The following is a 16854-nucleotide window of genomic DNA, read 5'->3' as shown; positions in this document are numbered from 1 at the left end:
GTTTCCGTGTGCGCTGCGGCGCACCAGTACTTGTGGCTGTGCACACCGGCCGGTTCCCGTCCCTGGAGGCCCCTCCATGTCACCCAGTCCGTTTCCCGGGCGCCGCAGCGTCCTGCGCGGCTCGCTCGCCGCTTCCGCGGCCCTGACCCTGCCCGCCGCGCTCGGCGCCGCTCCCGCCTTCGCGCTGTCCGGGCGGCCCGAGGCGGGCTGGGGTGTGCAGACCGGGGACGTGACGTCCGACTCCGGGCTGGTGTGGGTGCGCTCCGACCGTCCGGCGCGGATGGTCGTCGAGACGGCGGCGACCGAGTCCTTCCGGGGCGCCCGCCGCTGTTACGGCCCGCTGCTCGGCGCCGGTACGGACTTCACCGGCACGACCCGGCTGCACGGACTGCCTGCCGGCGAGCAGATCCACTACCGTGTGCTGCTCGCCGACCCGGACGACCCGCGTCGCACCGGCGAGCCGGTGACCGGCACCTTCCGCACCGCGCCGCTCGGACGTCGTCACGGCGTGCGCTTCCTGTGGTCCGGTGACCTGGCCGGCCAGGGCTGGGGCATCAACCCCGACATCGGCGGCTACCGCATCTACGACGCGATGGCCAAGCTCGACCCCGACTTCTTCCTGTGCAGCGGCGACAACATCTACGCCGACGGACCGATCACGGCGACGCAGGCGCTGCCCGACGGCAGCCTCTACCGGAACATCACCACCGAGGAGAAGTCGAAGGTCGCCGAGACCCTCGCCGAGTTCCGCGGCAACTTCCGCTACAACCTGCTGGACGAGAACCTGCGCCGGTTCAACGCCCAGGTGCCCTCCATCATCCAGTGGGACGACCACGAGGTCCGCAACAACTGGTACCCGGGCGAGGTGATCGCCGCCTCCGACACCCGCTACACCGAGAAGAGCGTCGACGTGCTCGCGGGGCGGGCGCGGCGGGCGTTCAGCGAGTACTTCCCGATCTCGACGCTGCGTCCGGGCGCCAAGGAGGGCCGCGTCCACCGGGTGGTGCGGCACGGCCCGCTGCTCGACGTGTTCGTCCTGGACATGCGGACGTACCGCAACGCGAACTCGCCCGACGACCAGAGGGTGGACCCGCAGGGCATCCTCGGCGCCGAGCAACTGGAGTGGCTCAAGCGGGAGCTGTCGCGCTCGCGCGCGGTGTGGAAGGTCATCGCCGCCGACATGCCGCTGGGGCTGGTCGTGCCGGACGCCACCGAGGGCAAGGCGAACATCGAGGCCGTCGCGCAGGGCGACCCGGGCGCGCCGCTCGGCCGTGAGCTGCAGATCGCCGAGCTGCTGCGGTACATCAAGCACCGGCGGATCACCGGCACGGTGTGGCTGACGGCCGACGTGCACCACACCTCGGCGCAGCACTACCAGCCGTCGCGGGCCGCGTTCACCGACTTCGAGCCGTTCTGGGAGTTCGTCTCCGGGCCGCTGAACGCGGGCGCCTTCCCGGCCAGCGCGCTCGACAACACCTTCGGTCCGGAGCGGGTGTTCGTGAAGGCGCCGACCGCCGCGAACGTCTCGCCGGCGGCCGGCTACCAGTTCTTCGGGGAGGTCGACATCGACGGCGACAGCGGCGAGTTGACGGTCCGGCTGCGTGAGCAGGACGGCACGGTGCTGTTCACGCAGGTGCTGCAGCCGGGACGGGTCGGGCAGTAGTCGGGCGTGCGGTCCGGCGTCCCGTAGTCTCGACACCACGTGCCGCGCATCGGCGTCATCCCCCGGTGCGCGGTGCGGTCGTGACAGCCGCGCCGCACGGCATGCGACGCGCCGATGCGATCGTAAAAGAATTAACAAAACGGGCATTGGGAACCTTTACCCGTCGGTCACAATGCGTTCGTGATCACGCAACACCGTCCCTCCACAGTGGCCGCATGACTCGAGACATGTCTGATGTGACGCGCGCGAAGCGCGGACGCCCTGTGCACCACTGGCGGCGGGACCTGGTGGAACTCGCCGCGCTCTTCACGGCCGTCGCGGTGGCCGACGGTGTGGCGAACCTGGTGGGCCACGGCCCCGACGGCCCGGCACTGCTGGCCGTCTCCGCCGCCCTGCTCGTCGCCACGGCCGGCTTCCACACATGGTGGGCACGCCGCCACGGTCACGCGCCGCCGACGGGCGATACCGATGCCCGGCGACGCTCCGAGGAGCCGCAGGCCGGGCTGTCCGAGCTGCCCTCCGCGGTCGCCGAGGAAAGCGCCCTGTGGCGGATGCGGACGACCGTGAAGGACGCTCCGGGGTCGCTGGCGGCGCTGTGCGCGGCGCTCGCCGGCCACCGGGTGGACATACTGAGCCTGCAGACCCACCCGCTGGGCGAGGACACGGTCGACGAGTTCCTGCTGCGCGCCCCGGGAGCCCTCGCGGCGGCCGAGATCACCCGCGCCGTCGCGCGGGCCGGCGGTTCGAGCACCTGGATCGAACGGGCCGACGCCCACGATCTGGTGGACGCGCCGACCCGGCTCCTGGGCCTGGCCACCCGCACCGCCCTGGACGCGGCCGAACTGCCGCTGGCTCTGCGGCAGTTGCTCGGCAGGTGCACGATCCGCTCGCTTCCCGCCACGGCCGGAACCCGCGGCCGGGGGCCGGAGGGCGTACCCGTGGAGGGTGTGCTGGAGGAGACCGTGATGCGGCTGCGGGCGCCGGAGGGCGGAGTGATCACCGTGGAGCGGCCGTATCTGCCGTTCACCCCGACCGAGTTCGCACGCGCGCGTGCCCTGGTGGAGCTCGACGCCCGGCTCGGGCCGCGGGTCCCGCTCGGCCAGGACGTGCTGACGCTGCCCGAGGGCAACGACATCACCGTGCGCCGGGCCGACACCGGTGACGTGCAGGCGGCGAAGGCGATGCACGAGCGGTGCTCGGCCCGCACGCTCGGGATGCGCTACCACGGGCCCGTCGGCGACGCCGACCGCTACCTCAACCACCTGCTCAGTCCCCGCTTCGGCCAGACCCTGGCCGTGCAGACGCCGTCCGGCCGCGTCGTCGGCCTCGGCCACCTGCTGTGGGACGGCGACGAGACGGAGGTCGCGCTGCTGGTCGAGGACCAGTGGCAGCGCCGCGGCATCGGCGCCGAACTGCTCGGCCGGCTGGTGGCGATGGCCGTCGAGGCGGGCTGCGAGAGCGTGTACGCCGTGACGCAGGCCTCCAACACGGGCATGGTCGCCGCCATGCGCGGCCTCGGCCTGCCCCTCGACTACCAGATCGAGGAGGGAACGCTCGTGATCACCGCGCGCCTGGAGAAGAACGCGGCGCACGAGACGCCCCGCCGGCACGGAGAACGCGTCACACGCGACTGACCCGGACACCTCACCCGTGAGGAGCCTGGACGCATCACGTGTGAGGGGCCCGGCGGGGCACGACGCTAACCAACAGCGTCGGGCACCGCCGGGCCCTTCTTCATACGGTGACGGACGTCCCCGGCGCGCGCACCGGCCCCAGTGCCCCCGTCAGATCGGCCCACAGATCCTCTACGTCCTCCAGCCCGACCGACAGCCGCAGCAGCCGGTCGCTCACGCCCGCGCCCCGGCGCTCCTGCGCGTCCACGATGCGGTGGCTGATGGACGCCGGGTGCTGGATGAGCGTGTCGACGCTGCCGAGGCTCACGGCCGGGGTGATCAGCCGGACGCCCGCGATCACCTCGTGCGGGTCGCCGGACACCTCGAAGGCGATCATCGCGCCGCCGATGCGCGGATAGTGGACGCGGGCGACACGCGGGTCGGCGGCCAGTCGCCGGGCCAGTTCGGCGGCGGTCGCCGACGCGGCCCGCACCCGCACCGGAAGCGTCGACAAGCCGCGCAGCAGCAGATAGCCGGCCAGCGGATGCAGCACACCACCGGTGGCGAAACGTATCTGCCGCAGTTGTCCGGCGAACTCCTCGTCACAGGCGACGACGCCCCCCAGGACGTCCCCGTGCCCGCCCAGGTATTTCGTGGCGCTGTGCAGGACGAGCCGCGCGCCCTGCTCGACGGGACGTTGCAGCACGGGCGTGGCGAAGGTGTTGTCGGCGAGCAGCGGGACCGACCCGCAGGCGTGGGCGACGGCCCGCAGGTCGACCTCGGCGAGGGTCGGGTTGGCCGGCGACTCGACCATGACCAGGCCGGTGTCGGGGCGCAACGCGTCGGCGATGCCTGCCGGGTCGGTCCAGGTGACCTCGGAGCCGAGCAGTCCCGCGGTCAGCAGATGGTCGCTGCAGCCGTACAGGGGGCGGACGGCGACGACGTGCCGCAGGCCCGTCGCGGCGCGCGCGAGCAGGACCGCGCTCAGCGCCGCCATCCCGCTGGCGAAGGCGACGGCGCTCTCGGCGCCCTCCAGCCGGGCGAGAGCCGTCTCGAAGCGGGCGACCGTCGGGTTGCCCAGCCGGCCGTAGACGGGCGGGCCCTCCGGCTCCACGCCGGTCGCGGCGAACGCGTCGATACGGGCGGCCTCGGCGCGGCTGTCGTGGGAGGGGTAGGTGGTGGACAGGTCGATGGGCGGGGCGTGCAGGCCCTGCCGGGCCAGGTCGTCCCGCCCGGCGTGCACGGCCTCGGTGGCCAGTGCGCGGGGCGCTCCAGACGTACGTACCCGGTGGTACGCGTGCGTGCTCGCAGCGGTTGAGTCCATGGACCGCAGGGTGAACATCGAACGGATCGCATACGTCGAGCACCGTGCTACGTTCGGCATATGGCCGAATCAGTCGTACTGGACCCGGTCGATCTGCATCTGCTGCGGCTGCTGCAGAACGACGCCCGGGCCACCTACCGCGACCTCGCGGCGCAGGTCGGCGTCGCGCCGTCGACGTGCCTGGACCGGGTGACGCGGCTGCGCCGCTCCGGCGTGATCCTCGGGCATCAGCTGCGGCTGGATCCGGCCAAGCTGGGCCGCGGTCTGCAGGCGCTGCTGTCCGTGCAGGTCAGGCCGCACCGGCGGGAGCTGGTGGGGCCCTTCGTGGAGCGGATCCGGGCGCTGCCGGAGGCGCTGACCGTCTTTCACCTCACCGGGCCCGACGACTATCTCGTCCATGTCGCCGTCGCGGACATGGCGGATCTGCAACGGCTCGTCCTCGACGAGTTCACGGCACGGCGGGAGGTCGCCCGGGTCGAGACGCGGCTGATATTCCAGCAGTGGGAGTGCGGACCGCTGCTGCCGCCGACGGGTTCGGGACAAACGCCGTGACGTGCGACGCCGCCGCGTACGAGGATGGGGCGCATGTCACAGACCAACAGCCCGCTGCCCCGCGAGGTCGCCGACGCCTACGTCGACGATCTCATCGCCCTCGACCCGGTGACCGGTACCTATCTCGGCGTGAAGGACAGTTCGAGTCGGCTGCCCGACCTCTCGCCCGCCGGCCAGGAGGCGATCGCGCGGCTCGCGCGCGACACCCTGGCGAAGCTCGACGAGGCGGAGCGGAGGCCCGGCGCGGACAGTGACATCGAGCGCCGGTGCGCGCGCCTGCTGCGCGAGCGGCTGACCGCGGAACTCGGTGTGCACGAGGCCGACGAGGGCCTGCGTTCCGTCGGCAACATGGGCACGCCCGCACACCATGTGCGCGAGGTGTTCACCGTGACGCCCACGCAGACCGAGGAGGACTGGACGGCGATCGCCGAGCGGCTGCGCGCGGTCCCGGCCGCACTCGCGGGCTACCGGGAGTCCCTGACGCTCGGCCTGGAGCGCAAGCTGTACGCGGCGCCGCGGCCGACGGCCACGTTCGTCGAACAGCTCACCCAGTGGTCGGACACCGACGGCGCGGGCCGCGGCTGGTTCGAGGACTTCGTGGCCACCGGCGCCGAGGCGCTGTCCGCCGCGCTGCCCGAGGCGCTGCGCGCCGAGCTGGACGAGGCGGCCCGGGCGGCGACCGCGGCGGTCGTACAGCTGCGGGACTGGGTGCGCGACGTGTACGCGCCGACGGCCGAGGGCGCGCCGAACACCGTAGGCCGGGAGCGGTACGCCCGCTGGTCGCGCTACTACAACGGCACCGACCTCGACCTCGACGAGGCGTACGCGTACGGCTGGGCGGAGTACCACCGGCTGCTCGCCGAGATGAAGCAGGAGGCCGAGAGGATCCTGCCGGGCGCGGACACCCCCTGGGTGGCGCTGGCCCACCTCGACGAGCACGGCAAGCACATCGAGGGCGTCGACGAGGTCCGCGACTGGCTGCAGGGCCTGATGGACCAGGCGATCGACGCGCTCGACGGCACCCACTTCGAACTCGCCGAGCGGGTGCGCAGGGTGGAGTCGCGGATCGCCCCGCCCGGAAGCGCGGCCGCCCCCTACTACACGCCTCCGTCGGAGGACTTCTCGCGTCCGGGCCGTACCTGGCTGCCGACGATGGGACAGACCCGCTTCCCGGTGTACGACCTCGTCTCCACCTGGTACCACGAGGGCGTCCCCGGCCATCACCTCCAGCTCGCGCAGTGGACGCACATCGCCGCGGACCTCTCCCGCTACCAGGCGTCCATCGGCATGGTCAGCGCCAACGCCGAGGGCTGGGCGCTGTACGCGGAACGGCTGATGGACGAGCTCGGCTTCCTCACCGACGCGGAGCAGCGGCTCGGCTACCTGGACGCGCAGATGATGCGGGCGGTCCGGGTCATCGTCGACATCGGCATGCACCTGGAACTGGAGATCCCGGCGGACTCGCCGTTCCACCCGGGTGAGCGCTGGACTCCGGAGCTGGCGCAGGAGTTCTTCGGCGCGCACAGCAGCCGCCCGGCGGACTTCGTCGAGAGCGAGCTGACCCGCTATCTGACCATCCCCGGCCAGGCGATCGGCTACAAACTCGGCGAACGGGCCTGGCTGCTGGGCCGGGAGAAGGCCCGGCAGCGCCACGGTGCCGACTTCGACCTCAAGTCCTGGCACATGGCGGCTCTTTCGCAGGGGTCGCTTGGTCTGGACGACCTGGTGGACGAGCTGGCGCGGCTCTGAGCCCGGAGGGCGGGCCGGGCCGGAGGGCTGCGGAATTCCGCTGTCCTTCGGCCCGCGCCTGCCCCACCCTCGTTCTTCCCGGGTCCGTCGGCGGAGGTCGTACGGGACCGACCGGGCGACTCGGCCGTCAGCAGCCGCAGTTCTCCGCGTCCACGGGAGCCGTGAGCCGGTCGGTGTCGCGCCGCTCCCGGCCCTCCCAGGTCTCGAACTCGAAGCCCTCCCGCGCCCAGTACTCGAAGCCGCCGAGCATCTCCTTGACCTGGTAGCCGAGTTCGGCGAGCGCCAGGGCGGCGCGGGTGGCGCCGTTGCAGCCGGGGCCCCAGCAGTACGTCACGACCGGCACGCCCCTGTCGAGGAGCTGTTCGGCCTGCTCGGGGATTAGCGCGGTGGGCAGGTGGACGGCGCCCGGGAGGTGCCCCTGGTCCCAGGACTCGGTGGAACGGCAGTCCAGGATGACGAAGCCGGGGTCGCCGCCGGCGGCGAGGGCCGCGGCCACGTCGGAGACGTCCGCGTGAAAGGCCAGGCTCGCCCGGAAGTAGGCGGCTGCCTCGGCGGGAGCGGCGGGAGCGACCCGCAGGACGGGGTTGACGGCGGTCGTGACGGTCATGGCGGGGCCTTCCGTAGCGGTTCCGACCGGATTTCCGATGACCGGAAATCCGGTGTCCTGAAATCTACGACCGGTGATCATCTCCTTGAAGGGGCATTCCCCGGCGTCGGCCTTGCCTCGCCGGGGATTCCCCTGCAGTCTTCGGCCCATGACCGCGTATTCCCCGGACGCCACCGACTGGCGCATCCTCGAGGTCCTCCAGCGCGAGGGCCGGGCCAGCTTCGCCGACCTGGCACGGGCAGTGGCGATGTCGGCGAGCGCCGTCACCGAGCGGGTACGGCGGCTTGAGGAGGCGGGCGTCATCCAGGGGTACGCGGCCGTCGTGGACCCCGAGCGGCTGGGGCTGCCGATCCTGGCGTTCGTACGGCTGCGCTACCCCCATGGCAACTACAAGCCGTTCCACGACCTGGTGGCCGTCACGCCCGAGATCCTGGAGGCGCACCATGTGACGGGCGACGACTGCTTCGTGATCAAGGTCGCCGCGCGTTCGATGCGGCACCTGGAGGAGGTGTCGGGCAGGATCGGCGCGCTGGGGTCGGTCACGACCAGCGTCGTCTACTCCTCACCGCTCCCCCGGCGCCCGGTCGGTCACTGACCCCGCTGCCGCACCGCCGACCCCGATCTCCCCTTGACGACCTCCAGCTGGGCGTGGATCCGCCGCCGCAGGTCGGCGACATGGCTGACGATGCCGACGCTGCGGTCGCGCTCGCGCAGGGAGTCGAGGACGTCGAGGACCTCGTCGAGGGTCTGGTCGTCGAGGCTGCCGAAGCCCTCGTCGATGAAGAGGGTGTCGAGGCGGACCCCGCCGGCCTCGTCGGTGACGACGTCCGCGAGGCCCAGGGCGAGGGCGAGTGAGGCGAAGAAGGTCTCGCCGCCCGACAGCGTGGCCGTGTCCCGCTCGCGCCCGGTCCAGGCGTCGACGACATGCAGACCGAGCCCGCTGCGCCCGCGTCCGGCCCGGTCGTCGGAGTGGACGAGGGTGTAGCGCCCGGAGGACATCCGCCGCAGTCGTACGGTCGCGGCGGCGGCCACCTGTTCGAGGCGGGCCGCCAGGACATACGCCTCCAGGCGCATCCTGCGCTCGTTGTCGGCGGAGGTGCCCGCGGTGAGACCGGCCAGGCGGGCCACCCGGTCGTACTCCTCGCGCAGCGGGGCGAGCCGCCGCACGCCGTCGGCCGCGCGCGCGGAGAGCTGGTCCAGCTCGGTGCAGCGGCGGGCGGCGGCGTCCTGGGCGGAGGCTGCAGCGCGGAGGCGTTCGGCCGCGTCGACCGCCGACCGCTCCGCGTCGGCGAGGTCCGCGGGCGGCTGCTGCGCGGCGGCCGCGGTGTCGGGTTCGGCGAGAACGGCCCGTACGGCGGCCTCCTCGGACTGCCAGGCGTCCAGCCGCCGTTGCAGCTCACGGTGGGCGGTGTCGTCGAGGAGGGCGTCGGCGGCGGCCTGCGGGGTGTCGAAGCCGGCCCGGAAGGCGGCCTCGTCGAGGCGGCCGTCGGCGGCCTTGAGGCGCTCGGCGCTCTCCTCGGCGACGCGGGCGGTGTCGGCCGCTTCGGTGAGCCGGGCCGTCTGCCGCTCCAGTTCGGCGGCCCGCGCCGCGACGCTCTCCGCCGTGCCCCGCGCCTGCGTCAGCTCCTCCTCCAGCGCCGCCCGTTCACGCTCCAGGCGGTCGCGGTGGCCCACCCGGGACGCCGCCCGCACCGCGGCCTCGCGCTGCGCCGCCGTACGGCGTTCGTGTTCCTGCTCGGCCTGGCGAAGCTCCTCGCGCGCGGGATGCAGCGCGGAGGCCTCCCGCCTGGCCAGGGCGTAGGCCTGTTCCACCTCCTGGACGTCGAGGGCGAGCCGGTCCGTCGGGGTGTCGCCCGCCTCGGCGGTGGCGGCGGCGAGGGCCTCCCGGACGAGGCCGAGTTTCTGCTCGTCCTCGGTGTGGCGCTCCTCGGCTCCCTGGTATGCGGCGAGTGCCTGCTCCTCGGCCTCGCGGTCGACGTGCCCGGCAACCTTGCGGGCGGGCGCCGGGTGTTCGGTGGCGCCGCAGACGGCGCAGGGTTCGCCGGCGGTGAGGGTGGCGGCCAGCTCGGCGGCGATGCCGTTGAGGCGCTGTTCCTTGAGGTCGAGCCAGTGCGCGCGGGCCGTCTGTGCCTGCTCGCCGGAGGTGAGGGCCGTGCGCCCGGCCGCCTCCAGGTCATGGGCCAGTTCGTCGCGCAGCCGGGCCGCCTTCAGGCGCCGCTGCGCGGGCTCGCGCCGGCCGTCGAGCTGTTCGGCGCGGGTGGCGGCCTCCTGGGCGGACTCGATGCGGGCCTGGAGACCCGCGCGGACGGCGTCCCAGCCCGCGAGCCAGGCCTCGGTCTCCGCCAGGACCTCCTCGTCGTCCCGCTCCCGCCGGTCCAGGTCGGCGCGCTCGGCGACGAGGGCGGCCAGCCGCCGCTCGCCCCTGCGGGCCGACTCCAGCCCGCCCAGCTCCTCGGCGGCCCGCCGGGCTGCGGCGGCGAGGCCGGCGGCTCCGGCGTCCGCGTGTCCCTGCGGAAGCAGGGCACGCGCGCGTGCCGCACGTGCCGACGCCGTCGTGTGCTCGGCGTCGGCGGCCTCGCGCAGCTCCAGTGCCGGCGCCACCGCCTCCGCCTTCCGGGCCCGCTCCATCCGAGCCTGCGCCTCCCTGTGGGCGCCGGCCCGCTCCTGGAGCAGCGCGGCACGCTCCCGCGCCTCGGTGAACCGCCGCTGCAGCCGGGCCCGTTCCCGCACCTCCTCCAGGGTGCGCTCGGCGGCAACCTGCGCGGACTCGGCGGCCAGGCGGCCGCAGTGGGCGGTCGTCAACAGCTCGCGGGAGGTGCTGCGGGCGACGGCGGCCGCCGCGAGCACCGCCCCGGCCAGCCCCGGCTCGCCCGGGTCGAGCTCGGGCAGCTCCATGGCGTCCCCGGCGACCTGCTGCATCCGGTGCGCGTCGGCGAGCAGCGCGGAGTCGCCCTCACGCACGCGTGCCTCGGTGGTACGGCGGCGCTCGGCGAGCCGCTTCTCGACCTCGGCGAACCGCTGGGTGTCGAAGAGGCGGCTCAGCAGCCTGCTGCGGGCCTCGGCGTCGGCGCGCAGGAAGCGCGCGAAATCACCCTGGGGCAACAGCACGACCTGGCAGAACTGCTCGCGGCTCATGCCGAGCAGCTGGGTGATCTCCTCGCCGATCTCCTGGTGGGAGCGGCTGAGATCCTTCCAGGCCCCGGCCACGGGGTCGTACTCGCGCAGCCCGCTCTGGGCCTTCTCGACCGTGGTGCCGCTGCCGCGTTTCTTGGCGCGTTCATGCGGCGGCTGCCGGGTGACCTCCAACCGGCGGCCCGCGACGGTGAGTTCGAGGGTGACCTCGGTGCGGGTGCCGGGCGCGGCGTGGTCGCTGCGCAGGGTCAGGCCCTGGCCGCTCTGCCGGGCGCCCGGTACGGAGCCGTACAGCGCGTAGCAGACGGCGTCCAGGACCGAGGTCTTGCCGGCGCCCGTCGGGCCGTGCAGCAGGAACAGCCCGGCGGCGGACAGCTCGTCGAAGTCGACGCTCTGGCGGTCGCCGAAGGGGCCGAAGGCGGTCAGGTCGAGCCGGTGCAGCCTCACCGCGCCACCTCCCGTAGGGCGTCGTCCGCGCGGACCGCGTCGAAGGCGTCCCGCAGCAAGCCCTGCTCGTGGGCGTCGGGGCCCGCTCCGCGCACATGGGCCACGAAGTCCTCGGCGATCTCCTGGTCGCAGCGGTCGGCGAGGCGGCGGGCGTAGGAGACGTCCGGGTCGTCAGGTGCGCGCTCGGGGGCGAAGACGAGGCTGAGGGTGTGCGGGAAGCGCTCGGTGAGCCGGGCCATGGGGTCGGCCGGGCGGACGGCGTCGGTGAGCGTCGCCTCGATCCACGCGTCCTCGTGGCGGGCGAGCGCGGGATCGGCGAGCAGCGCCTCCAGGGGGCCGCGGAGTCGGGCCAGCGCGCGCGGGACCGGGCAGTCGATCCGCTCGGCGCTGACCTCCCCGCCGGCGCCGAGGTCGACGAGCCACATGGTCTTGCGGTGCGCGCTCTCGGAGAAGGAGTACGGCAGTGGGGAGCCGGAGTAGCGGACCCGCTCGGTGATGGTCTGGGAGCCGTGCAGGTGCCCGAGTGCCGTGTAGTCGACGCCGTCGAAGACCCCGGCGGGCACGGAGGCGACCCCGCCGACGGTGATGTCCCGCTCGCTGTCGCTTGGCTCGCCGCCGGTGACGAAGGCGTGGGCGAGGACGACGGAACGCGTGCCCCGCGCGCGGGCGGCGAGGTCGGCGCGGACGCGGTCCATGGCGGCGGCGAGCACGCTCTCGTGGTCGGCCTTGTCCACGCCGAACTCGTCCTTCACCAGGGCGGGTTCGAGATAGGGCAGGCCGTAGAAGGCGACGTCGCCGAAGGCGTCGTGAAGGACGACCGGTGTCCCGGCCGCCGTGGAGTCCGTCCGCAGGTGGATACCCGCGCGGCCCATGAGGCCCGCGCCGACGCCGAGGCGGCGGGCCGAGTCATGGTTGCCGGAGATCATCACCGTGGGCACGCCGAGGTCGGCGAGCCGGTGCAGACAGTCGTCGAAGAGCTCCACAGCGGCGAGCGGAGGTACCGCGCGGTCGTACACGTCTCCCGACACGAGCACCGCGTCGACGTCGCGTTCGCGCACGGTGGTGACGAGGTGACCGATGAACTCGGCCTGGGCGCCGAGCATGTTCACCCGATGGAACGCCCGGCCCAGATGCCAGTCGGACGTGTGCAGAATTCTCATGACGCCGCCCCGACCCGCACTTTTACCCCCACTGCGCCTCTCACCAGCACGACCAGCCCGGGGCTCGCCGTCAAAACACCCGCCACGCTAACGCATGTCACCCCCTGCCCCGCCCCGCGCCCGCGGCATGACCCGCCGGACAGGCCCTAGCCGAACAGGCGCCGCTGGATCTCTCGCCGGTAGTCCTCGAGCGTCCTGTCGAGATGCGCCGCCGTGGCCTGGGCCGCCTCGTCCGGAAGGCCGTCCCGGATGGCCCGGTAGATCGCCTCATGTTCCTCGACCGCCGCCTCGGTGCCCTCGCCCAGCTTGTCGTGGATCCCGATCGCGCTCGACTGCCGCTGCAGTCGTCGCGCGTCCCGCACGGCGCTGACGAGGAAGGTGTTGTGCGAGGCGACGGCGACGCCCATGTGGAAGTCCTCGTCCGCCTGGTTGAACTCGTCGACCTGACCGTGGACGAACCCGTGCCGACACTGCTGCATGGCCACCTCGATGGTCCGCAGCTCGGCAGGCGTGGCCCGGGTGGCGGCCAGACTGCTCGCGGCCGTCTCCTGGACCCTGCGGAACTCGAACAGCATGAGCACGTGATCGAGGTCGACGGGGCGGAAGAAGCCGCCCCAGCGGCTGGTGAGGAGCATGCCCTCGTCGTCCGCGACGAACAGTCCGCGCCCCTTGTGCGCCCGGACCCGGCCGAGCGCCGAAAGGATCTTCACGGCCTCTCGCACCACCGCCCTGCTGGTGTTCAGCCTCTGCGCCAGATCGTTCTCCGTGGGCAGCCGATCACCTGCCGACAGACGGGCCTCGGCGATGAACTCGAGAATCCGCTCCGCCACGACCTCGTAGCCGGGCCGGTAGTCACGCCGCTCGTCCGCGCCGCTCACCGCTGCCGTGACCACCGCGGGCGCCTGCGTCGGCAAGGCCGCCTGGGCCGCGGGCGTGTCGTTCATCTGTCCTGCCTCCTGGCTAACGCAACTGGGACGGCTGATCGCCGTGGAGCCGAGCCCATCGTATCCCAAGCCTCGATGAGTCGTACTCATCAATCGGATGGGTCCCTCTTGTGAAGCATGAAACAAGAGATGTAACCGGCTCATACGACACTTTATGGGACATTTCCTGGCCTTGCGATGCACTGTCATTCGCAGATCGCCAGGAAGAAGGCTGCACAAACTCTTGACGATTCACTCGATAAGGCGGCTAATTTCTTCCGCGACGGCACGCGCTACGGCCGTCCGCGGTCCCCGACGCCCGACCGGTTCGGCCTGGCGTCGCCTCACCTTCGCGCGCCGTGCCCACCTGGTCGGGGCGCCCTGTGAAACCAGTGGAGTCGCACATGACCGTCAACAAGCCTTCGTCCGGCCAGGAGAGGGCGTCCAGCAAGAGGCGTGTGGCGTTGCTGGCCGGCTGCGCGGCCACCGCGGCGCTCACCCTGACTGCCTGCGGCGGCGGCGCCACGGGTACGACGACCAAGGACGGCTTCGCCCAGGTGCCGCAGAAGGACGGCGCGTTGACCGTCTGGGTGGACGCGACCCGCGTGCAAGCCGCGAAGCTGTACCAGCAGCAGCACCCGGACGTGAAGCTGAACATCGTCACCTACGACGGCGACGCCAACGGCTCGAACTATCTCCAGACCAAGGTCCAGCTGTTCAACCGCACCGGCAAGGGATGGCCGGACGTCGTGTTCAGCTCCCAGAACAACGAGGCGACCTGGGCGGTCGACGCGGGCTTCGCCGCGCCCCTCGACAAGGGCCTGATACCCCCCGCCACCCTGACCGGTTTCGCCGCCGGCGCCAACGACGTCTGCACGGTGGGCGGCACCGTCTACTGTCTGCGCAACGACCTCTCCCAGGCAGTGCTCTGGTACAACGCGCCGCTGTTGAAGAAGTTCGGCTACCAGGTTCCGACGACCTGGGAGGAGTACCAGACGCTCGGCGAGAAGGTGGCCAAGGAGCACCCCGGCTACCTGGTGGGCGACGCCGGCGACTCCTTCACCCCCGAGATCTACCTGTGGGCGAGCAAGTGCGGCGCCAACCACATCACCGGTCCGAAGGCTGTGTCGGTGAACACCTCCAGCGAGGCCTGCACCAAGATGGCCGGGCTCATGGACGTGCTGATCAAGAACAGGTCCATGTCCATCAGCGGGGTCTTCAGCACCGACTTCGGCAAGAACAAGGCCGACAAGGTCCTGCTCATGCCCGGCCCCGCCTGGTACGGCGGCGCACTGTTCAAGGGCACCTTCAAGACGCCGGCCAAGCAGATCGCGGCGGCGCCCATCCCGCAGTGGAAGGGGGAGACCTCGCCGTCCACGGGCAACGTCGGCGGCGGCACCTGGCTGCTGTCCCAGCACTCCGCACACATCAAGGCCGCCACCGACTTCCTGAAGTGGGTCACGACCGACAACGCCTACCAGGGCGACAAGGCGCCGGGCTTCCCCGCATACGCGCCCGTCGCCGACACCTGGCTGAAGGGACAGGACGCCTCCGGCTACTTCGCCGGTGACCTGAGCGCCCTCAAGGCCGCCTCCTCCCAGGTCTGGCCCGGCTGGGGCTCGGGCCAGTTCAGCCAGGAGGCGATCTGGGCCGCCACCGTCAAGCCCGGCCTGACCCAGGGCAAGAGCGTCGTCTCGATGCTGCCGGCCTGGCAGGACTCCATCGTCAAGTACGCCAAGTCCAACGGATACAAGGTCTCCCAGTGACCCTCACCCACTCCCCGGCCGGCTCTGCCGCCCGGCGCCGTCGCGGCGCCGCCCGGCAGAGCCGGGCCGGAATGGCCTTCGTCGCCGCCTACGTGGTCATGCTGGTCGCCTTCGGCGTCCTACCGACCGCCTACGCGGTCTACTTCGCCTTCACCGACGCCGGAGGCAAGGTCACCGGCTTCGCCAACTTCGTCACCACGGCTCAGGACTTCCGCTTCGTGGACGCCGTGAGCCATGTCGCCGTCTACCTCGCCTGCTGGCTCCTGTCCCTGGTGGTGTTCGTGGTGGCCCTGGCGCTGCTGCTGCACCGCCTGGCCTCGGGTTCCGTCGGCAAGGCGCTGCGTTTCCTCTACTACGTCCCCGGAGCGCTCGCCGGCGCCGCGAGCGTGCTGGTGTGGCTGTTCATGCTCGACCCGACGGTGAGCCCGGTCAGCTCGCTGCTGGGCGCGATGGGGTTCCACACCTTCGGCGAGGTGATCGCGCCCGGCAACCTGCCCCTGCTGTTCACGGTCATCGCGTTCTGGACCGGCGCGGGCGGCTGGATCGTCGTCATGTACGGCGCGCTCAACAACATCCCCACGGACGTGATGGAAGCCGCGCGCATCGATGGCGCGGGCGCCTGGCAGACCGCCTGGCACGTGCAGATCCCGATGCTCCGCAAGTGGATCGTGTACATGGTGATCCTGGCGTTCGCGGGCGGCGCCCAGCTCTTCGTGGAGCCGCAGTTGCTGTCTCTCGCCAGCGTGGGCGTCGCCGGACGCGACTACTCGCTGAACCAGCTGACGTACGACTTCGCCTTCCAGATGAACAACATCAACGGCGCCGCCGCGGTCTCGGTGGAGCTCCTGGTCGTCAGCGTGTCGGCCGCCGCCGTCTTCGTCGCACGGTCGGGGTTCTTCGATGCCGACTAAAACCTCTGGCAGTCCCGTCGCCGCCACCGCGAGCTCGGAAAGGGAAGCGCCCCTCATGAGCCGACCTCACCACCAGCCGCCGCATCGCCTGCCCGTACGGCGCCTGGCCTCCCGGCTGCTGACCGGATCCGTGCTGGCCGCGTTCCTCGCCTTCTTCGTGCTGCCGGTGCTGTGGCTCGTCCTCGCGGCGACCAAGACCGACCAGCAGTTGGTCCACGACAACCCGCTGTCCTTCGGCTCCTTGCACGCACTGAAGGCCAACTGGGACGCGCTCACGGCGTTCCAGGACAACGCCGTCATGCAGTGGCTGGGCAACTCCGCTCTCTACGCGGTGATCTCGCTGGTCATCACGCTCGGTATCGCCATTCCCGCGGGATACGCCCTGGCCATGACCGAGTTCCGCGGCCGGCACACCCTGCTGGTCGCAACCCTGGTCGTGATGCTCATGCCGAACGCCACCCTGGTGGTGCCGCTGTTCCTGGAGATCAACGCGGTGGGCCTGATCGGCACGATGTGGTCGATCATCCTGCCGTACTCGTTCTACCCGTTCGGCGTGTACCTGACGTACATCTACTTCACCACCGCCGTACCGAAAGACCTGCTGGCCGCGGCACGGATGGACGGCTGCTCGGAGTTCCGCGTCTTCCGGCACATCGCGCTGCCGCTGGCGACCCCGGTCATCGCGCTCGTGGGCTTCTTCAGCTTCGTCGCCAACTGGACCAACTACTTCCTGCCGTACGTCATGCTCCCCGAGAGCAGCCAGATGCCCATCCAGGTGGGCGTCGGAACCCTGCTCAGCAACGTGCCGTCCTTCAATCCGACCGTCGGTGACCTGGCGATCCAGCGCCCGCAGCTGGCTCTGGCGACGCTCGTGGCCATCACGCCGGTGCTGATCGTCTTCCTCTTCGCCCAACGCTTCCTGGTCAGCGGGATGCTCGCCGGCGCCACCAAGGAATAGCGGCCCGTCCCCGGCCGCCCGGCCGTCGTCCCCGGCGTGCGCTGTCCCG

13 protein-coding genes are annotated in these 16854 nt (G+C 72.0%); 8 read left to right on the top strand and 5 right to left on the bottom strand.

Going from position 1 to position 16854, the window contains the following annotated elements:
• Positions 1-76: 76 nt before the first annotated feature.
• Positions 77-1663 (top strand): alkaline phosphatase D family protein, encoded by a 1587-nt coding sequence (locus B5557_RS37815; RefSeq protein WP_079663709.1) that lies wholly within the window; start codon positions 77-79, stop codon positions 1661-1663.
• Positions 1664-1926: 263 nt separating this feature from the next.
• Complete coding sequence (locus B5557_RS37810) at positions 1927-3297, top strand: GNAT family N-acetyltransferase (protein ID WP_079663708.1); 1371 nt, start codon at positions 1927-1929, stop codon at positions 3295-3297.
• A gap of 100 nt (positions 3298-3397) precedes the next feature.
• Here B5557_RS37810 and B5557_RS37805 read toward each other — a convergent pair whose 3' ends face one another.
• On the bottom strand, positions 3398-4600 hold the full coding sequence (locus B5557_RS37805; RefSeq protein WP_079665212.1) for a trans-sulfuration enzyme family protein: 1203 nt from the start codon (positions 4598-4600) through the stop codon (positions 3398-3400).
• Positions 4601-4660: 60 nt separating this feature from the next.
• On the opposite strand from B5557_RS37805, the gene B5557_RS37800 reads away from it, so the two are divergent.
• Positions 4661-5152, top strand: coding sequence for an Lrp/AsnC family transcriptional regulator (locus tag B5557_RS37800; RefSeq protein ID WP_079663707.1), 492 nt, complete (start codon positions 4661-4663; stop codon positions 5150-5152).
• 33 nt (positions 5153-5185) lie between these two features.
• Positions 5186-6901 carry a DUF885 domain-containing protein gene (locus B5557_RS37795; RefSeq protein WP_079663706.1) on the top strand — a complete coding sequence of 572 codons (1716 nt, stop codon included), beginning with the start codon at positions 5186-5188 and terminating at the stop codon, positions 6899-6901.
• A 127-nt stretch (positions 6902-7028) separates the two neighbouring features.
• On the opposite strand, the gene B5557_RS37790 is transcribed toward B5557_RS37795, so the two are convergent.
• On the bottom strand, positions 7029-7508 hold the full coding sequence (locus B5557_RS37790; RefSeq protein WP_079663705.1) for a rhodanese-like domain-containing protein: 480 nt from the start codon (positions 7506-7508) through the stop codon (positions 7029-7031).
• 148 nt (positions 7509-7656) lie between these two features.
• Between B5557_RS37790 and B5557_RS37785 the strand changes: the two genes are divergently transcribed.
• Complete coding sequence (locus B5557_RS37785; RefSeq protein WP_079663704.1) at positions 7657-8103, top strand: Lrp/AsnC family transcriptional regulator; 447 nt, start codon at positions 7657-7659, stop codon at positions 8101-8103.
• Here the strand turns inward: B5557_RS37785 and B5557_RS37780 are convergent.
• The 3 genes from B5557_RS37780 to B5557_RS37770 all read right to left on the bottom strand — a co-directional run bounded on the left by B5557_RS37780 (position 8097) and on the right by B5557_RS37770 (position 13191).
• Positions 8097-11087, bottom strand: coding sequence for an AAA family ATPase (locus tag B5557_RS37780; protein ID WP_079663703.1), 2991 nt, complete (start codon positions 11085-11087; stop codon positions 8097-8099). The genes B5557_RS37785 and B5557_RS37780 overlap by 7 nt on opposite strands.
• Positions 11084-12247: an exonuclease SbcCD subunit D gene (locus B5557_RS37775; RefSeq protein ID WP_079663702.1), complete on the bottom strand. Its 1164-nt coding sequence runs from the start codon at positions 12245-12247 to the stop codon at positions 11084-11086. Before B5557_RS37775 ends, B5557_RS37780 begins: the two co-directional genes overlap by 4 nt.
• A gap of 146 nt (positions 12248-12393) precedes the next feature.
• Entirely contained in the window at positions 12394-13191 is a 798-nt protein-coding gene (locus B5557_RS37770) for a FadR/GntR family transcriptional regulator (protein ID WP_079663701.1), read from the bottom strand.
• 383 nt (positions 13192-13574) lie between these two features.
• On the opposite strand from B5557_RS37770, the gene B5557_RS37765 reads away from it, so the two are divergent.
• Genes B5557_RS37765 through B5557_RS37755 form a run of 3 tightly spaced genes read left to right on the top strand, consistent with a single transcriptional unit; the run spans position 13575 to position 16805 of the window.
• Positions 13575-14936, top strand: a complete 1362-nt coding sequence (locus tag B5557_RS37765) for an ABC transporter substrate-binding protein (protein WP_079663700.1) — start codon at positions 13575-13577, stop codon at positions 14934-14936.
• Complete coding sequence (locus B5557_RS37760; RefSeq protein ID WP_079663699.1) at positions 14933-15847, top strand: carbohydrate ABC transporter permease; 915 nt, start codon at positions 14933-14935, stop codon at positions 15845-15847. The genes B5557_RS37765 and B5557_RS37760 overlap by 4 nt, the downstream gene beginning before the upstream one ends.
• A 55-nt stretch (positions 15848-15902) precedes the next feature.
• A complete protein-coding gene (locus B5557_RS37755; RefSeq protein WP_231976138.1) occupies positions 15903-16805 on the top strand; it encodes a carbohydrate ABC transporter permease in 903 nt (300 codons plus the stop codon).
• Positions 16806-16854: the final 49 nt, after the last annotated feature.

Origin of the sequence: Streptomyces sp. 3214.6, from assembly GCF_900129855.1 — a bacterium.
Lineage (GTDB): Bacteria > Actinomycetota > Actinomycetes > Streptomycetales > Streptomycetaceae > Streptomyces > Streptomyces soliscabiei.
This window is presented reverse-complemented; position numbering and strand designations above follow the sequence as displayed.